The following is an 18,408-nucleotide window of genomic DNA, read 5'->3' as shown; positions in this document are numbered from 1 at the left end:
TCGACAAATCCCCAGACTCGGTTCCCAGAAGTCCCGAATTACTGCCCGGAACTACCGCCGGAACTACCGCTGGAACCTCCGCCGAGATCCCCGACCCACCCGGAGACGGTGTTGTACATCTCAGTCAGCTGGCCCCAGAAACTCCGGGTGCTCCCAATCCATTCCTGAAGGGGACTCAACTCCCAGATCAGCCACGCGGCGACAAAGAGGATGACGACGGTGAACAGGCACCCCTTGAGGCAGCCGAGCCCGGGAATCTTCATCGGGTTGGCACTGCGCTGCCGGGGCTCGCGCGGTTCACGCGGCGCGGGCTGCTGGGGCTGCTGCGGCGCGGGCGCGTACCGCTGCGGCTGTTGGTGCTGCGGCTGAGGCTGCTGACGCTGGGGCTGCTGGTGCTGAGGCGCGTACTGCTGCGGCTGTTGCTGCTGCGGATATCCGTATCCGGGCGGCGGCTGCTGTCCCTGCGGCGGTCGCTGCTGCTGCGGGCGCTGCTGGGGCCGTGCCACCTGCCGCTGGGGGCGGCGGCGCAGCGGGTCCTCGTTCGGGTCGAGGTACTGGACCTGCGTCGCCTCGTTGCGGTCGCGGGCCGCGCGCAGCTGGTTCTGCCAGGGGTGCGGGTCCTCGGGACCGCCCTGCCCGCCCGGCTGGTTCTGCGGCACGGGCGGCATGACGGCGGTCGGGTCGGCCGCGCCGCGGTTGGGGAGTACGGCGGTGGGGTCGGCGGCACCGGTGTGCGGGAGGTAGCTGGTCGCGGCGTTCGGGTCGTACGAGCCCGCGCCGTGCGGCAGCACCTGGGTGGGGTCGGCGGCGCCGGGCATGCCGGGGACGGTCGCCGGGGACGGGTCGGGGACGAGGAGTGCCCCCACCCCCTCGGCGGCCATGATCTGCGCGGAGTTCGCGTGCACGCCGATGCCCGCGGCGACCGTACGCAGTCCGCGGGCGAGGTTCTCGGCGCTGGGCCGCTCGTCCGGGTTCTTGCGCAGGCAGCGCTCGATGACGGTCCACAGGGGGTCGGGGACGGTCGACGGGCGGCGCGGCTCGGCGCTCAGGTGCTGGTGCAGCACCTCGAGCGCGGACCCGCCGCCGAACGGCGGACGCCCGGTGACCAGCTCGTACATCAAAATGCCCGCCCCGTAGATGTCGACGGCGGACGTCTGCGGACGCCCCTCCGCGGACTCGGGCGCGACATACGCGGGCGTGCCGACGAACTCGTGGGTCCGGGTCAGCCCCGGGGAATCCGCGAGCCGGGCGATGCCGAAGTCCGTCAGCATCGGGTGCATCTGGCCGCCCTGCTGCATGAGCAGGACGTTCGCGGGCTTCAGATCCCGGTGGACGACGCCGTCGGCATGGCTGGCGGCGAGCGCGTCGGCGACCTGGGCGGTCAGGAGGGCGGCGGCGACGGGGCTGAGCGGCCCGTTCTCGCGGAGGTAGCGGTGCAGGTCGGGACCGTCGATCAGGTCCATGACGAGCGCGAGCAGATCGCCTTCGACGACGAGATCCCGTACGCGCACGATGTTCGGGTGGGTCAGCCGGAGCAGCACGGAGCGCTCCCGCAGGAACCGCATCACGATGTCGGGGTCGCCGGCGAGCTCTTCCTTGAGGACCTTGATCGCCACGGTCTCGCCGGGCTGGCCCTGGACGGCCGCCTCGGCGCCTGCCGTCTCCCGCTGGCGAGCGCGCCAGACGGTGCCTGTGGCGCCGCGTCCCAACGGCTCCTCAAGGAGGTACTTGCTCCCTACCGGCCGCACGTCATGCGCTCCCTGTTGCTTGCTGGTCGCCTGCTGATTCCGACCCACTGTAGTGCCGGGATACATAGCACTGGACTGTCGTCTTCCTGTGCCGCCCCCCGCATCCCGTGCGCCCCATAGTCGCTTACGTACCAGTTGCCGTACATGTTCGATGGAAAGACGCTCGGTCCGGTCGGTTGGTTGCCGAGACGTGAACGTGACCGATCTCAAGCAGGCACCGCTCGGGCACGGGTAGGGCACTGGTCAGGAACTTTTACGGGCAGAGCCGACCAATCAAGATCACTTACGGGTGGGGGGCGGGCGTGTTGTCAGTGGCAGGTGCGAGGATGCCTCCAGTACTGGCCGACGTGCCCGTGTGCGGTGGGGGAATCTGCGGTGGGGGGACCACAGCGCAGCCTCGTCCTCGTCGCGGACACCCGCGCGGAAGGGACCGCTGACGGCGATGCAGATCCGGCTGACCGTCGTAGACCCGTTGGGCCCGCCCTCGGAGCCGCGGGGGCGAGCCGCGGTCTGCGATGTGCTCGTCACGGCCCCGGCCGGGACGGCTCTGGCCGCGGTGGCCTCGGCACTCGCCTCGGCGGTCGGCGGGAGTGACAGCCAGGTCGTGCTGTACGCGGGCGCCGAGCGCCTCGACGCCCAGCGCTGCACCGTGGGCGAGCCACCGCTGACCGACGGCGCCGTGCTGTCCCTGGGCTCCCCCGCGGAGCCCGGTCCCGACGTGGACGACGTCGCCGCCCAGCTCCAGGTGATCGCGGGCCCCGACGCGGGCGGCGTCCACCTGCTGCACGGCGGCCAGATCCGCATCGGCCGCTCCGCCGACGCGGACGTACCGCTGGACGACCCCGACGTCTCCCGCCTGCACTGCGCGGTCACGGTCACCCCCGAGGGCCGCGTCTCGGTCGCCGACCTCGGCTCCACGAACGGCACGACGCTCAACGGCACCCGTGTGGGCACCCGCCCGGTCCGCTTCGCCCCGGGGGCGCTCCTGCGCGTCGGCGAATCGGCCCTGAGGCTGGCTCCGCCCGAGGTCACGGGGTCCGTGGGGACGACACCCGACGGCGAAGGCCACGTCCGGGTGACGGTCCAGGGCGATACGCGGGATGCCGCTGCTCCTGCCGACGCCGCCGAACGCACCCGGCCCGCACCGACGGCGAACGTGCCCCACGCGCGCGTGGGAGGCGCCTCCCAGACCCGGACGTCGTTCTCGACCGCCACCGGGACGGCCGGAGCCGGCGCGGTCCCGCCCGAAGGAGAGACACACCACGGCTACGGATCGGCGGAGTGGGGAGCCGCGGGCGGCGTCCCCGCAGCGCAGGACCATGGTCCGGTCGTACCGGAACAAGGCGGGGCGCCCCGGATCGAGACCCGGGGATCCTCCAGCGCAGCTGAGGCCCCCCGCGACAGGGACAGCGCCCCCGGCAGCTCGACCGCTTCCGACACTTCTGCCACTTCTGCCACTTCTGCCACGGGCACGCGAAAGGGCACCCCACCCCGGGGTACGGACGTGCCGTCGGGCGTACGCAAGCGGGGCGGACTCGGCGCATGGGCCCGGCGCCTGACCGGCGGGCGCGCGGAGCCGTCGGAAGCCGGGCAGGACCCGTACGACGACGGGGAAGCCGCTGCGGAGGAGAACCCCCCGGTGGTGACGCGGTCGCCGGAGAGCTGGCCCGACCCCGCGGCACTGCTGCTCACCGCGCTGGGTCCGGGACCGAGGCTGTGGGAACGCGGCCCGGGGCACCCGGAGGCGCTGACGGTCCGGCTGGGCACGGCGGACCGGGCGGCGCCCGACGGTTCCGGCCTGCTGCCCGCCGTGCCGGTCACCGCCGACCTGCGCGAGGCAGGCGCACTGGGCCTCGCCGGACCGAGGGAACGCCTCACGGGGCTGGCCCGCGCGGTCGTGGCACAGCTCGCCGCGCTGCACTCGCCGGACGCGCTGGAGATCGTCCTGATCAGCACGGACCGTTCCCGCACGGTGGAGGAACGCACCGCCGAGTGGTCCTGGCTCGGCTGGCTCCCGCACCTCCGCCCCACCCACGGCCAGGACTGCCGCCTCCTGCTCGCGTACGACCGCGAACAGGCCACAGCCCGCACCGAGGAACTCCTCCGCCGCCTGGACGACCACCCGCAGACGCCGGGCGCTCCCCGTGACGACGCAGGCCGCGCCGGAGCCCGACGGCCCTCGTGGGCGCGGGACGAGGACCCTGCGGACGGCGCCTTCGACGGGCCGTACACGGTCGTGATCGTGGACGGCGACCCAGGCGGAGCCGACGTACGCGAGTCCGTGGCACGGCTGGCACACGAGGGTTCGCGGGCCGGCATACACGTCATCTGCCTGGCCGAGACGGCATCCGCGTCACCGGCGTCACCCGTGAGGGACACGTACGAGGCGGCATGCGAGACGTCACCGGCGTTCCGGGAGTGCGGGGCGGTCGCGCTGCTCAGCGGCGATGTGGCCACGGCGCTGCGGTTGCTGCGGGTGGCACAGGGCGCCCCGGAGGGACCCGAGCCCACGCACTCCGGGTCGACCCGTCCCGGGTCCACGGACAGCGGCCCCGCACACGACAACCCCTCCCAGGACGGCTCGGCACGCACCGGGCGCAACAACAACGGATCCCCGCACGGATCCACACAAGGCGGCGCGGCGCACACCGAATCCACCCACACCGGATCCCTCCGCCCCCTCCGCCCCTCCCCTGCTCACCCCAACTCCTCTCACCCCAACTCCTCTCACCCCAACTCCTCTCACCCCAACTCCTCTCACCTCACCCCCTCTACCCCCCACTCCCCCGGACACCTGCCCCGTGGCCCCGTGGGCCGTGGCACCGTCGCCGCGGTGGACGCGGTGTCGGTGGCATGGGCGGAGCGGTTCGCACGGGCGTTGGCTCCCTTGCGTACGGATGGTGCGCAAGGGGAGCGGCACACGCGGGTGTCCGTGCCGTTGCCTCATGTGGCGCGGCTCCTCGACGAGTTGGGGCTGGCGCGGGCCACCCCGGCGTCGCTGATGGCACGTTGGGCGGACGCGGGCGACGACGCGGAGGCGCTGGGCGGGCGCGGCTGGGCCGTGCTCGGTGCCGGGCCGCGCGGACCCGTCTGCGTGGACCTCGCGGCGGAGGGCCCGCACCTGCTGATCGAGGGCCCGTCGGGCAGCGGCCGTACGGAACTGCTGCGCTCCATCGCCGCGTCCCTCGCCGCAGCCGAGCGCCCGGACCGGCTCGGGATCGTCCTGATAGACGGCCGGGACGGCACCGGGGGCAATGGCGAGGGGCTGCGGGTCTGTACGGACCTCCCTCATGTCACCACGCACCTCGCCGCCAACGACCCCGTACGGATGCGGGAGTTCGCCCAGTCCCTGAGCGCCGAACTGAAGCGACGGGCGGAGTTGCTCGGCCGGCTCGACTTCACGGAGTGGCACACCCGGCGCGAGGTGTCGGGGCGGATGGTCACGCAGCGCTCGGCGGGCGGGGGGTCCTCCGGTGCCGGGGATCTCGACGCGCCGCCCAGTTCGACGCTGCGGCTGCGGCCGGCGGCGGCGCGGGAGCGGGCGGAGCCGGGGCCGCCGCTGGCCCGGCTCGTGGTGGTCGTCGACGACCTGGATGCGTTGCTCTCCCCCGCGTTGGGGTCGCTGGGGCGGCCTTCGGCCGGGTCGGTCGTACGGGCGCTGGAGGCGGTTGCCCGTGAAGGGGAGCGGCTCGGGGTGCATCTCGTGGCTGCCGCCGGGGTGGAGGGGCGTACCTCGGATTCCGAGCTCGCCCGGGCCGCGGCGATCCGGGTCACGCTGGACGAGGTGTCGTCGGCGCAGGGGCCGGACGAGCCCGCGCCAGGCCGAGGCCACCTTCTCGGCCCCGACGGACGGGTCACGCCCTTCCAGGCAGGCCGGGTCACGGGCCGTATCCCCCGTACGGCGACCCTCCGCCCGACGGTCGTCCCCCTCGAATGGCACCGCATGGGCGACCCCCCGGCCCGCCGCCCCGTCCGAGAACTCGGCAACGGCCCCACAGACCTGGCCCTCCTGGCCAGCGCCCTGGAACGAGCCGCCCGCTCGGTATCCGCCACGGAGGTCCCGTCCCTCCTCTAACCCCTAACCCCTAACCCCAGGCACCGGTGCCGACCTCGATTTCTTTCGCCCCCTCCGCCCCTACCCAACCCGTACCTGGGGGCTCCGCCCCCAGACCCCCGTTCGCCCGAAGGGCTCGTCCTCAAACGCCGGACGGGCTGGAGATACCTGCCCCGAGCTGAAAAGCGCAGCCCCCACGGGCGGGTGGGGGATCGGGACGACACCGCCCCGCCCACCGGACGCCGTAGGCGTTCGAGGAGCGGGCCCCCACCGGACACCCCGCAGCCGCCCACCGGCGTGGGTCGGGGGCGTGCCGGTACGTCCAAAGCCCGTCGCGTACGCCCGCGTCACCGGACGTTTCACTGCCCGGCCAACGTCTGATCCGGCGGCGACGGGCGGACGTACCGGCACGCCCCCGACCCACCCACCGGACAGCAGGCGAACCCCCCACCCGCCAGAACACGTCACGACGCGGTCACGATCGCTCCCTTGACAGCGTCGGCGCTCTTGCCGCCCTCGCAGACACGGGCGTAGACCAGACCGCACGGGACAGCGCAGAACGTTCGACGAGGAACGATGAACGGGGCAAAGATGCGCAGCAGGATTCGTACACGCAGGTCGCCCGAGAGCTCGACACACCACAGGTCGCGCAGAGTCGCACAAGCAACCGCGGCCACGGTCATCGCAGGCGCCCTCACTCTCACCGCATGCGGCGGCGACAGCGACGACAACACGGGCGGCACGGAAACCAGCGGCGCCCCGGAAAGCGCCGCCTCCGTCCAACTCCCCAAACTGAACGGGCAGACCCTCGAAGTCGCGGCCGTCTGGACCGGCCCCGAGCAGGCCAACTTCACCAAGGTCCTGGACGAGTTCGAGAAGCGCACCGGCGCCACGGTCAACTTCGTGCCGACCGGCAACAACACCTCCACCTTCCTCGGTACCAAGATCGAGGGCGGCAAGCCGCCGGACGTGGCGTTCCTCCCCCAGGTCGGCGTCCTGCACCAGTTCGCAGAGAAGGGCTGGCTGAAGGACATCGGCACCGACGCCCAGGCCCAGCTGGACAAGAACTTCTCAGCGGGCTGGAAGGACCTGGGCGCGTACGAGGGCAAGCAGTACGGCATCTATGTGAAGGCCGCCAACAAGTCCCTGGTCTGGTACAACACCGCGGCGTTCGAAGCCGCAGGCATCACCGACACGCCCACCACCTGGAAGGATTTCATCGCCACCGCGCAGACACTCTCCGACGCCGGCTCCCCCGCAGTCTCCATCGGCGGAGCCGACGGCTGGACGCTCACGGACTGGTTCGAGAACGTGTACCTCTCCCAGGCGGGCCCGGAGAAGTACGACCAGCTGGCCGCGCACGAGATCAAGTGGACGGACCCGTCGGTCAAGGCCGCGCTCACCACGCTCGCCGAGCTGTGGGGCAAGGACGACCTGATCGCGGGCGGCCGCTCGGGCGCGCTGCAGACGGAGTTCCCGAAGTCGGTGACGCAGACGTTCTCGGGTGACACCCCTGCGGGGATGGTCTTCGAGGGCGACTTCGTGACGGCGAACATCAACGCGGACACGAAGGCGAAGGTCGGCACGGACGCCAAGGTCTTCCCGTTCCCGGCGGTCGGCGACCAGGCCCCCGTGGTCAGCGGCGGCGACGTCGCCGTGGCGCTGAAGGACGGAGCGGGCGCCCAGGCGCTGCTGACCTTCCTGGCTTCGACGGACGCGGCCGAGATCTGGGCGGCACAGGGCGGCTTCCTCTCCCCCAACAAGGAGATGGACCAGGCCAGTTACAAGGACGATGTCACCCGGGACATCGCCAAGGCCCTGCTCGCCGCGGGTGACGACTTCCGCTTCGACATGTCCGACCAGGCCCCGGCGGCCTTCGGCGGCACGCAGGGTGTCGGCGAGTGGAAGGACCTGCAGGACTTCCTGAAGAACCCGTCGGACGTCGCGGGCGCCCAGAGCAAACTCGAGGCCGACGCCGCCAAGGCGTACAAGAGCAGCTGACGGCGCGCGGCATGTCGTCTTCGACAGCGAAGGCGGACGGCACCGGCGAACTCCCGGTGCCCTCCGTCGGAAGAACGCGCAAGAGCGTGACCGGGACGAGGCTGTGGGTGGCGGTGCTGTTTCTGCTGCCCGCCCTCATCCTGCTCGGTTCGCTCGTGGTCTACCCGATCGGGTACTCGGTCTGGCGCAGCCTCTACGACGCCGCCGGTTCAGGCTTCGTAGGCCTGGACAACTACATCGACATCTTCACCACCGACTCGACACTGACCGCAGTGAAGAACACCGCGATCTGGGTCGCCGTCGCCCCGGCACTGGTCACGGTGCTCGGCCTGATCTTCGCCGTGCTGACCGAACGGGTGCGCTGGGGTACGGCGTTCAAGCTGATCATCTTCATGCCGATGGCGATCTCGATGCTCGCCGCGGGCATCATCTTCCGGCTGGTGTACGAGCAGGACCCGGAGCAGGGCGTGGCGAACGCGATCGTGACGTCCGTGCACGACGCGTTCGTCGACTCCTCCGTCTATCCGAAGGCGAGGCCGAACGCCCAGGTGAGCGACCTGAAGGCGTCCGGCGGCGGTTCCTTCACCAGTACGGGGACCGTCCAGGCGGGCTCACCCGCGCTGCTCCCGCTGGTCGGCATCGCACCGAACAAGCTCCCCGGCACCCCCGAGGACGCGAAGTCACCGACACCCGGCTCCGAAGGAATCACCGGCACGGTGTGGCTGGACTTCAAGCTCGGCGGAGGCGGCGAGAAGGGCAAGGTCGACCCGGGCGAGAAGGCCCTGAAGGGCGTGAAGGTCGAGGCCGTGAAGGACGGCAAGACAGTCGCCTCTGCCACCAGCGGCGCCGACGGCACCTTCACCCTCCCAGCGGACGCCGACGGAGCCCAACTCCGCCTGCCCGGCTCGAACTTCGCGGCCCCCTACAACGGCATCGACTGGCTCGGCCCGACGCTCGTGACACCGGCCATCATCGGCAGCTACGTCTGGATGTGGGCGGGCTTCGCGATGGTGCTGATCGCCGCCGGACTCGCGGGAGTGGACCGCAATCTCCTCGAGGCGGCGAGGGTGGACGGCGCGAACGAGTGGCAGGTGTTCAGACGGGTCACCGTCCCGCTCCTCGCTCCGGTCCTGATCGTCGTCCTGGTCACGCTGATGATCAACGTGATGAAGATCTTCGACCTGATCTACATCATCGCGCCGCAGCCCAGCCAGGACGACGCCAACGTCCTCGCCCTGCAGCTGTTCCAGTCGTCCTTCGGCGGCGGGGGCAACTACGGCGTGGGCAGCGCGATCGGCGTCATCCTGCTGCTGCTCGTCCTGCCGATGATGTACGTCAATCTCCGCCGTCTCAGGAAGGAGCGCCAGCGGTGACCGCACTCGACACGTCCGTACGCGCCAAGCGCTCCCTCGCCGCCCGCGTGGCGAGCGGCGCGGCCGGCGGCGCGCTGCGCGTCTTCCTGTTCCTGGTCGCGCTGTTCTGGCTGGTGCCCGCCTTCGGCCTGCTGGTCTCGTCGTTCCGCGACCCGACCGACATCGCCGCGTCGGGCTGGTGGAAGGTCTTCTCGGCCCCCGCCCAGCTGACCTCCAAGAGCTACCAGTCGCTCCTGGAGAACGGTGACATCACCAACGCCCTCTTCAACACCATCTACATCACCGTTCCGGCGACCCTGCTGGTCATCATCATCGGCGCGATGGCCGGATACGCCTTCGCGTGGATGGACTTCAAGGGCCGCGACTGGTGGTTCATGGCGGTGGTGGCGCTGCTCGTCGTCCCCGTGCAGGTGGCGCTGATCCCGCTCTCCAGTCTCTTCGGGAAGATCGGGATCTTCGGTGACATCATCGGGGTCGTCCTCTTCCACGTGGGCTTCGGACTCCCCTTCGCGATCTTCCTCCTGCGCAACTTCTTCGCGGAGATCCCGCGTGAACTCCTGGAGGCGGCACGCCTGGACGGCGCGGGAGAGGCGCGGCTCTTCGCGACCGTCGTGCTTCCGCTGGGCATGCCCGCGATCGCGTCCCTGGGGATCTTCCAGTTCCTCTGGGTGTGGAACGACATGCTGGTCGCCCTGGTGTTCTCGGACTCGAACTCGCAGCCGCTGACGGTCGCCCTGCAGCAGCAGGTACGGCAGTTCGGCAGCAACATCGAGATCCTGGCGCCCGGCGCCTTCATCTCGATGGTGATCCCGCTGGCCGTGTTCTTCGCGTTCCAGCGGCAGTTCGTGTCCGGGGTGATGGCGGGCGCGGTGAAGTAGCGGCAGACGCATCGCTGAAGCAGCGGCAGACGCACCGAGTTGCGGCACCCGGAAATTCCCCCGGATGCCGCAACTCGCGTAACCAGGTGCCCCCTTCGGCCGTTCCCGGGCAGTCTGCCCGCGCCGACCCATGGATGTGCCTTGCCCAGGTTCAGTGTCATCGTCCCCGCGTACAAGGTTCAGGCGTACTTGAGCGAGTGCCTCGAATCCGTCCTCGGACAGTCCTGTCCGGACCTCGAACTGATCGCGGTGGACGACTGCTCGCCCGACGCCTGTGGCGCGCTCATCGACGAGTTCGCGGCCCGCGACGCCCGCGTACGCCCCGTACACCTGCCGGAGAACGCGGGCCTGGGCCGCGCCCGCAACGCGGGCCTCGCACACGCGAGCGGCGACTACCTGATCTTCCTGGACGGCGACGACACCCTCACCCCGGACGCGCTGCGAGCGATCGCCGACCGCCTGAAGGAGACCTCCGAACCGGACGTCCTGGTCCACGACTACGCGCACACGTACTGGTCGGGCGAGGCCCTCCGCAACCAGTCGGCGCAGCAGCTGACGGAGGAAGGCCCGGCCCCCTTCCGGCTGGACGACCGGCCGGCGCTGCTCACGGCCCTGCCGGTCGTGTGGAACAAGGCGTACCGCCGGGAGTTCGTCGAGCGCGGCGGCTTCACCTTCCCGACCGGCCGCTACGAGGCCACGCCCTGGACGTATCCGGTGCTGATGTCCGCGGAGACGATCGCCACCCTCGACCGGGTCTGCGTCCACCACCGCCGACGCCGCCTCACCATGAGCGGCACCCGCACCACCACCGGCGTCAGGCACTTCGACATCTTCGAGCAATACGACCGTGTCTTCGCGTATCTCGACTCGCACCCGGAGCTGGCCCACTGGCGCCCGGTCCTGTTCCGCCGCATGGTCGACCACGTCTCCACGGTGTTCGTCGAGCGTGGCCGGCTGCCCCGCGGCTCCCGCGCCGACTTCCTGCGCAAGTCCCGTGACCACTACCGCCGTTACCGCACCCCGGGCGCCCGGATCCGCGTCCGTACCCGCCTGCGGCACGCGCTGGTCCGCCTGGGCACCCACCGCATCTACCGTCTCCTCTCCCTGGCGTCGAGCATCAACAGGCGTGCCCTCAAGCTCAGTTCGAAGCTGATCCACCGAGCACGCGGCGCCGCCCTCCGGCTCCACTACCGCGTACAGCGCCGCCTCCCCCTGCGTGCCGACCGCGCCGTCTTCTCCAGCCACCGGGGCCGCGGCCACGGCTGCAACCCGGGCGCCCTGGAGTCCGCGTTCCGCACCTTCGCGCCGCACATCCGCACCACGTGGATCGCGCGCCCCGAGCACCACCACACCATCCCGGCCTCGACACGCAGGGTCCGCCCCGGTTCGGCCGCGTACTGGACGGCGCTCGCCCGCTCCAAGTACCTCGTGAACAACGTCGACTTCGACGGCGGACTGGTCAAGCGCCCCGGCCAGATCATGGTCCAGACCCAGCACGGCACCCCGCTCAAGCACATGGGCCTCGACCTCCAGGACCGCCCGGCGGCGGCCCGCGACACCGACTTCGCCGAGCTGCTGCGCGGCGCCGACGACTGGGACTACTGCCTGTCCGCCAACCGCCACTCCACCCTGGTCTGGGAGCGCGTGTTCCCGGCCGCGTACACCACGCTGGAGTACGGCCTCCCGCGCAACGACGTGTTCCAGCAGGCGACTTCGGCGGACGTGGCCCGGCTGCGCGAGTCGCTCGGCATCCCCGAGGGCACCGTCGCCGTCCTGTACGCGCCGACGTACCGCGACTACCGCCGCACCCAGCGCCACACCCTCGACCTCGAGCGCGTACTGCGCCAACTCGGCCCGCGCTTCGTGGTGCTGACCCGCGCGCACCACTCGTACGACGCCCCTCTCACGCACGCCTCGGGCGGCCGCCTGATCGACGTCACCGACCACCCGAGCATCGAGTCCCTGTGTCTCGCCTCGGACGCGCTGGTCACCGACTACTCGTCCCTGATGTTCGACTACGCCAACCTCGACCGCCCGATCGTGGTCCACGCCGACGACTGGGAGGCGTACGAGGCGGCCCGCGGCACCTACTTCGACCTGCGCGCCTTCCCGCCGGGCGCGGTCGCGCGCAGCGAGGACGAGCTGATCGACATCTTCGCGACCGGCCACTGGCGCGGCTCGCGCTCGACGCAGCTGCGGGCCGCGTTCCGTGAGCGCTTCTGCCCGTACGACGACGGGCGCGCCGCCGAGCGGGTCGTACGCCGGGTCGTGCTGGGCGAGAGCGGGGTGCCGGTCGTGCCGCTGTCCGACAGGCACCCGGTCCCGTCGGCCGCCGCGGCCCTGCAGCTCGCGCCCCTCGCAACCGTCCCGGGGCCCGCCGGGCCCATGTCCGTCCCCGTCGCCGAGACCCTCTGAACCGGAACGCCCATGTCCTCCAGCAGGCCCACACCCAATCGCCCGGTCACCTGGCGGCCGGCCGGGCGGCCGGGGCGATGAACGCCCACCTCGGCGCACGCTCATGGAGCCGCCGAGCGCACCCAATGAGGTGACGGACCGCTGAGCAGGGCGGATGAAGTCCGCTGCGGTTCGCCGGCGCCCTGAAGGGGCGCGGGGAACGGCGCGACCAGCCACGACGGTGCCGCAGACGGTCGACGGCACGTCCCGGCACCGCCGGCGGAGCGCTTAGGCGGCCGACGTCGGCGGGAATAGACGACAAATGCCCCGAGCCACCGCCCAGCCCCGTCCCTCCACCCGGTGAGCGCCGACGTCGTCCTCCGAGGGGCCGTGCGCGGCGCCACCGCACTGCGCGGCGGTGCCTCCTGGCGCCCGACCCCGTACCAGGTCTTCGGCGGCCTGTTCTGGCTGGTGATGTCGCTCGCGTACTGGCGCGTCCCGCTGTGCTGCGACGCGGGCCTGCACGCGGCGGTCGTCGAACGGCTCAGCGCAAGCCTCCTCCACCCTCTCCACCCGACGGCGGACCTGCCCGGCGCGGGCAGCCCGTACTACTCGCCGTACGCCGTGGCGCAGGGAGCCTTCGCCCGGCTGTCGGGCCTGGGCGGCTGGGAGGTCGTACGGCTGTCGGGACCGCTGAACCTGCTGGTCCTGCTGACCGGCATCGGCCGCTTCGTCCGCGTCCTGGCCCCGCGCAGGCCCTGGGCACCCGTGCTCGCACTCGCCGCGATGACGCTCCTGTGGGGCACCGAGCGTGTCTCGTGGAGCGGCTTCCTCGCAATGATGCCCATGACGGGGAACCTCGGCGATCCCTCGACGTTCGCCGTCGGACTGGCCTTCTGGGCCTGGGCGTTGACGGGTACGCGCGCGGGAGGTGGTGGCCGCGGGGGCAGCCGTGCGATCCGGTACGTCGGCCCGAGCGGACTCGGGAGCTTCTCCGGGTACGCCGGGCTCGGCGCCCTGTACGGGCTGATCCTGCTGGTGCACTCGATCACGTTCATCGCGGCGGTGCTCGGCGCGGTGGCGCTCGTCGCGGGATGGGAGCGCGGGTGGCAGGCGGGCGTGGTGGGGCGGTGGGCACTGGCGGGCGGGACGGCCCTGCTGGTCGCCGCCTGCTGGCCGTACTTCGATGTCGTGGCGCCGGCGGACGCGACGTACGAGCGGCTGTACGAGGGGATGCCGGGGCACTTCTGGCTGGCGCTCGCCGGGGTGCCCGCGCTGTGGCTGCGGGCGCGGAGGTCAAGACGGGATCCGCTCGTGCTCATGTTCGCGCTGGAGTGCGCGGCGGTGGCGTACGGCCGGGTGAGCGGGCACTACGCGCACGGCGGGATCCTGGGGCTCACGCTGGTGCCGGCGCAGTTCGCGCTCGCAGTGGAGCTGGCGGCGCCGCGGCCGTGGCCCGCCCGGCGGCGATGGCTCGGGGCGGTGGCGGCCGCGGGGGCCTGCGTCGGCTTCCTCACCGTGCAGGCCGGGGCCGTCGTACCGCGCTCGCTCGACCCGGTCGGCTTCGAACAGCCGCCGCGCTGGCCGACGTACGCCTGGGCGGCGCGGCACATCGAGCCCGGCGAGGCGGTCATCGCCGACGGGTACTACGCGGTCCGTCTGATCCCTGGCCACGGCGTCGACCTCGCCGCGCCCGCCCTGCCCGATCCCGCCCTCGACGAGGGGGAACGGCAGCGGCGGCTCGCGGCGGTCCGCGCCTACCTCGCCCCGTCGTCGACCCGCGCCGAGCGCACCGCAGTGGTCCGCCGCTACGACGTGCGCTGGCTGCTGCTGACGCGCAGGCAGCGGGTGCCCGAGGAGGCGGTGGTGGTGGCGTGGAGCGAGGAGACGGGCGAGGTGCTGGCGCGGGTCGGACGCTGAGCAGTCCGGGGACTGCTCGATGACTCCGGGGACTACTCGATGACGAGGTCGACCGGGATGTTGCCGCGGGTCGCGTTGGAGTAGGGGCAGACCTGGTGGGCCTGCTCGACCAGCTTGCGGCCGGTGGCCTCGTCCACGGTGTCGGGCAGCTCGATACGGAGCGTGACCTTCAGGGCGAAGCCCTCGCCCTGCTTGCCTATGCCGACCTCGCCGGTCACGGCGGACTCACTGACGTCGACCTTCGCCATACGGCCGACGACGGCGAGGGCGCTGGCGAAACAGGCGGCGTAACCGGCGGCGAAGAGCTGCTCGGGGTTGGTGCCCTGGCCGTTGCCGCCCATCGCCACCGGGATGCCCAGCTGGAGGTCGAGCTTGCCGTCGGAGCTGACGGCGCGGCCCTCGCGGCCGTGGGTGGCGGTGGCGACAGCGGTGTAGATCGCGTCCATGGGGAGCATCCCTCTCGAGTCAAGATCTTGCCGGAGCGGCCGGTCCGGCCGCCTCACGGACTCAATTAGAGCACGCAATTCAATTGTGCACAACTAAATGGCGGACTAGAGCTATCCTGGACCCATGACCGCCATGCAGACCCCGACGACTACGAGCGCCCAGGCCCCGCCCGACGGGGACTTCCTGCGCCTCGACAACCAGATCTGCTTCTCCCTGAACGCCGCGTCGCGCGCCTTCGGCGGCGTGTACCGCGTGCTCCTCAAGGACCTCGGGCTCACCTACCCGCAGTACCTGGTGATGCTGGTGCTGTGGGAGCAGGGCGAGCTGCCCGTGAAGAAGGTCGGCGAACATCTGCGGCTCGACTCCGGGACGTTGTCGCCGCTGCTGAAGCGGCTGGAGGTGGCGGGGCTCGTACGTCGTGAGCGCAGTGCCCTCGACGAGCGTTCCGTGCACGTCCACCTCACCGAGGAGGGCGTCGCTCTGCGCGAGCGTGCGCTGCTCGTGCCGCGGCGGATCGCTGCGGCGACGGGGGCGAGTTTCGAGGAGATCCGTGAGCTGCGGGAGCGTCTTGACCGCCTGACGGCGGCGCTGGACGATGCCGCGCTGGACTAGACGCCGGGCTGCGTCCGAGCTTCGCAAGGGGCGGTTCGAAGCTGCGGGCCGGTGGGGGCTGGTCGCGCAGTTCCCCGCGCCCCTAAAGGGCGCCTCTGCGGACGTAAAGCCGCAGCGTCACGCCCCTCCGAGCTACCTCCTCCCTAGGCACGAACTCCTCGCCGACCACGGCGAGTTTGAGTCGCTCGGTCGCGCTGCCCGGATACCAGGCCGGCCGGAGCGCGAACGGCTCGGCGACCACCCAGACCCGGTCGAGGCGGTCGAGGCGCCGGCGCAGTTCGCCCGGGTTCGTCTCCTGCCCGTACAGGGTGCCGGACACCGGCCCGGGCTCCCTGAGCGCGATGTCCCGCACGCCGCGGAAGCCGTTCGGGTACGCCAGCGCGGAGCGCCTTACGAGCGAGGGCAGGAAGAGCACCGGGTCACCGGGCCGCAGTTCGCGTCCCGCGACGGCGGAGACGACGGCGAGGTTGTCGGGGCGGCGGTCCGGGATGCGGTCCTTCCGGAGGAGGGGGAGCTGCCAGACGAAGACCAGGGCGATGGCGAGGACGCCGGTGAGGACGCCGGAAAGGCTACTGAGGGCGAGTCGCGGCACCATCGCCACCAGGCGTTCCGCTCCTGCGGCGGCCAGTAGCGGCGCCCCGGCGAGGGCGTACAGCACATAGCGCTCGTCGTACAGCGGCCAGAAGCGGGACACCGTCATCAGCACAGCGGGCGGGACGACCATCAGGGGCAGGGCGACCGCCCGGAGCGTCAGCTCGCCCCGCCGCGCGAGCGGGGACCGCAGGGCCAGGGCGATGAGGACCAGGTACGGCACGAAAACCAGCTGCCTCGGGCCCGCGAAGGCCCGTAACAAACGGTCCGCGCTTCCGAATCCGGGCATCGGCAGCCATGCGACCTGCGCGGACTGGCCCTGCGAGACGAGGGCGAGCGGCAGCAGCACCAGCAGCGCGGCGCCGGCCGCGCACCCCCACCTCCACCACACCCGTCGGGGCACCCGCGCGAGCGCCAGGGTCCCGGCGTGGGCGAGCAGCACCAGCACCGCGAACTCGTGCAGCAGGCAGGTGACGGCGACCGTCCCGCCGTACGCCCACCAGCCCCCCGTCCGCAGGGCCCTCACCAGAAGCAGCGTCGCCCCCGCCACCCCCGCCGCGACCAGCGCGTACGACCGTCCCTCCTGCGCGAAGTGCCCGGTCATGGGCGTGACGGCGTACAGCAGACCCGCCCACAGGCCGACCCGCGGGCGGCACAGGCGGACGCCCATGGCGGCGACGAGGCCCGCGGTCGCGGCGGCCCCGCAGACCGACGGGAGCCGGAGGGCGACCTCGCCGGGGTGCGGGGTAAGGACGACGTGCATGAGGAGGTAGTAGAGGCCGTGCACCGCGTCCACGCTGTGCAGCAGCTGCCAGATCTGCGGAACCGAGCGCCGCGCGACCTGGAAGGTGACGGCCTCGTCCCGCCACATGCCGCCGCGGTCGAGGCCCCAGAGCCCGATCGCGAGCATGACGGTCACGGGCATGAGCACGGCCACGGCCTCGGTACGTCCGGCCTCCGGCCGCCTCGCCCACGAGCTCACCATGGGCAAGATCTTGTGCGATTAAACAACCTTTGAAGGTCATTGACGGCGTATCAACACTTTTGCCCCATCCATGCGGCTTACGATCCGGCCTTGATGAGCACCTTGACGAGCACCTTGCCGAAACACATCCGCCTGCTCCTCCTGGCCGCCGCCTGGCTCGCCACCCGCGCCCTGATGCTGTGGCTGCTCGCCCACGACCACCTCCGCCCGCTCGGCCACGGCGGGGTCTCGCGCGAGGTCGGCAACCTGTACTTCCGCTGGTACGGCGTGCTGTCCCACGGCGCCTTTCCGACGGACGACCGGCTGTGGCAGTACCCGCCGGGCGCGGGCCCGGTGCTGCTCGCCCCCGCGCTGCTGCCGGCCCTGACGTACTTCACGGCCTTCGTGACGCTGACCCTCCTCACGGACGCCGCGATCACGATCGCCCTCACGCGCGCGGGCACCCGGCCCGGCCGGACCCTGCGCGGCGCGGCCCTGTGGGCGGCGGGGCTCCCCCTCCTCCTGCACCTCCCGCTCGTTCGCTACGACGTGCAGGTCACGGCCTTCGCCGTCATCTCCCTGTTGACGTTGTCGCGCTCCACGCGCGCGTGCGGGGCGTTCGCCGCGCTGGGCGCCCTGGTGAAGGTCTGGCCCGCGCTGGCGCTCATCGGCACACCGAGGGGCCGTACGACACGAGGGGCCTGGACGTCGGCGGTGGTCACGGCGGTGGCCATGCTCACGCTGCTGACGGCCGCCTTCGGCAACCCCTTCGGTTTCCTGCGCCAGCAGGGCGGCCGGGGCGTACAGATCGAGTCGCTCGGCGGCACGGTCCTCGGCCTCGCGCGCCACGCCGGGTGGCCGGGCACCGTGCGCTACCAGTACGGCGCGATGGAGTTCGTCGGCCCGTACGTCTCCGCCGTCGCGGCCCTCTCGCTCGCCCTCACGGTCGCCGCCTTCGGGCTGTTGCTGCTGTGGCGGGTGCGCGCACGGCACTGGACGGCGGCGACCCCGTACGACGCCGCGCTCGCCGCCGTACTGCTCTTCACGGTGACCAGCCGGGTGATCAGCCCCCAGTACATGGTGTGGCTACTCGGCCTGTCCGCCGTGTGCCTGACCTCGCGGCACACCACGCAGCGCCCGGTCGCGGCGCTGATCGTGGCGGCCACGGCGGTCAGCTCGGTCGTGTACCCCGTCATGTACGAGGAGGTCGTCCACAGCACCTGGACGGGCTGCCTGCTGATGCTCCTGCGCAACGGCCTGCTGGCGTCCGCGGCGGCGCTGTCCTTCACACGGCTGTGGCGATCGGGCCTACCACCCATGACGGGTTCGGCGCAGTCGAACGTTCCGGCCCGGAACCCGGAGCCCCTTCGCCTGATTCACTGAGACGCGACCGAACAACACGGGCGGGACCACCGGTTCACGGGCC

At 71.9% G+C, this 18,408-nt stretch carries 11 protein-coding genes; 8 read left to right on the top strand and 3 right to left on the bottom strand.

The features are described from left to right. Positions 1-38: 38 nt before the first annotated feature. The gene (locus OG246_RS13890; protein WP_266460800.1) at positions 39-1,748 is read right to left on the bottom strand and encodes a serine/threonine-protein kinase; all 1,710 of its coding nucleotides are present in this window, start codon (positions 1,746-1,748) and stop codon (positions 39-41) included. Positions 1,749-2,190: 442 nt separating this feature from the next. Between OG246_RS13890 and OG246_RS13885 the strand changes: the two genes are divergently transcribed. The 6 genes from OG246_RS13885 to OG246_RS13860 all read left to right on the top strand — a co-directional run bounded on the left by OG246_RS13885 (position 2,191) and on the right by OG246_RS13860 (position 14,368). Continuing rightward, entirely contained in the window at positions 2,191-5,823 is a 3,633-nt protein-coding gene (locus tag OG246_RS13885) for an FHA domain-containing protein (protein WP_266460797.1), read from the top strand. Positions 5,824-6,393: 570 nt separating this feature from the next. Beyond that, positions 6,394-7,803 carry an ABC transporter substrate-binding protein gene (locus OG246_RS13880; RefSeq protein WP_266460794.1) on the top strand — a complete coding sequence of 470 codons (1,410 nt, stop codon included), beginning with the start codon at positions 6,394-6,396 and terminating at the stop codon, positions 7,801-7,803. A gap of 11 nt (positions 7,804-7,814) precedes the next feature. Beyond that, positions 7,815-9,176: a carbohydrate ABC transporter permease gene (locus tag OG246_RS13875; RefSeq protein ID WP_266460791.1), complete on the top strand. Its 1,362-nt coding sequence runs from the start codon at positions 7,815-7,817 to the stop codon at positions 9,174-9,176. After that, a complete protein-coding gene (locus OG246_RS13870; protein ID WP_266460788.1) occupies positions 9,173-10,054 on the top strand; it encodes a carbohydrate ABC transporter permease in 882 nt (293 codons plus the stop codon). The genes OG246_RS13875 and OG246_RS13870 overlap by 4 nt, the downstream gene beginning before the upstream one ends. A gap of 141 nt (positions 10,055-10,195) precedes the next feature. Beyond that, positions 10,196-12,469 carry a bifunctional glycosyltransferase family 2 protein/CDP-glycerol:glycerophosphate glycerophosphotransferase gene (locus tag OG246_RS13865; RefSeq protein WP_266460784.1) on the top strand — a complete coding sequence of 758 codons (2,274 nt, stop codon included), beginning with the start codon at positions 10,196-10,198 and terminating at the stop codon, positions 12,467-12,469. A gap of 339 nt (positions 12,470-12,808) precedes the next feature. After that, on the top strand, positions 12,809-14,368 hold the full coding sequence (locus OG246_RS13860) for a hypothetical protein (RefSeq protein WP_266460781.1): 1,560 nt from the start codon (positions 12,809-12,811) through the stop codon (positions 14,366-14,368). Between the two features lie 32 nt (positions 14,369-14,400). Here OG246_RS13860 and OG246_RS13855 read toward each other — a convergent pair whose 3' ends face one another. Beyond that, positions 14,401-14,814, bottom strand: a complete 414-nt coding sequence (locus OG246_RS13855) for an organic hydroperoxide resistance protein (RefSeq protein ID WP_266460778.1) — start codon at positions 14,812-14,814, stop codon at positions 14,401-14,403. Between the two features lie 124 nt (positions 14,815-14,938). On the opposite strand from OG246_RS13855, the gene OG246_RS13850 reads away from it, so the two are divergent. Further along, positions 14,939-15,427, top strand: coding sequence for a MarR family winged helix-turn-helix transcriptional regulator (locus OG246_RS13850; protein ID WP_266460775.1), 489 nt, complete (start codon positions 14,939-14,941; stop codon positions 15,425-15,427). An 82-nt stretch (positions 15,428-15,509) separates the two neighbouring features. Here the strand turns inward: OG246_RS13850 and OG246_RS13845 are convergent, their stop codons facing one another. Further along, on the bottom strand, positions 15,510-17,003 hold the full coding sequence (locus OG246_RS13845) for a glycosyltransferase family 39 protein (protein WP_266460773.1): 1,494 nt from the start codon (positions 17,001-17,003) through the stop codon (positions 15,510-15,512). Positions 17,004-17,096: 93 nt separating this feature from the next. Here OG246_RS13845 and OG246_RS13840 point away from each other — a divergent pair, with 93 nt between their 5' ends. Further along, on the top strand, positions 17,097-18,365 hold the full coding sequence (locus tag OG246_RS13840) for a glycosyltransferase family 87 protein (RefSeq protein WP_266460770.1): 1,269 nt from the start codon (positions 17,097-17,099) through the stop codon (positions 18,363-18,365). Positions 18,366-18,408: the final 43 nt, after the last annotated feature.

This window comes from Streptomyces sp. NBC_00620 (assembly GCF_026341825.1).
Classification (GTDB): Bacteria; Actinomycetota; Actinomycetes; order Streptomycetales; family Streptomycetaceae; genus Streptomyces.
This window is presented reverse-complemented; position numbering and strand designations above follow the sequence as displayed.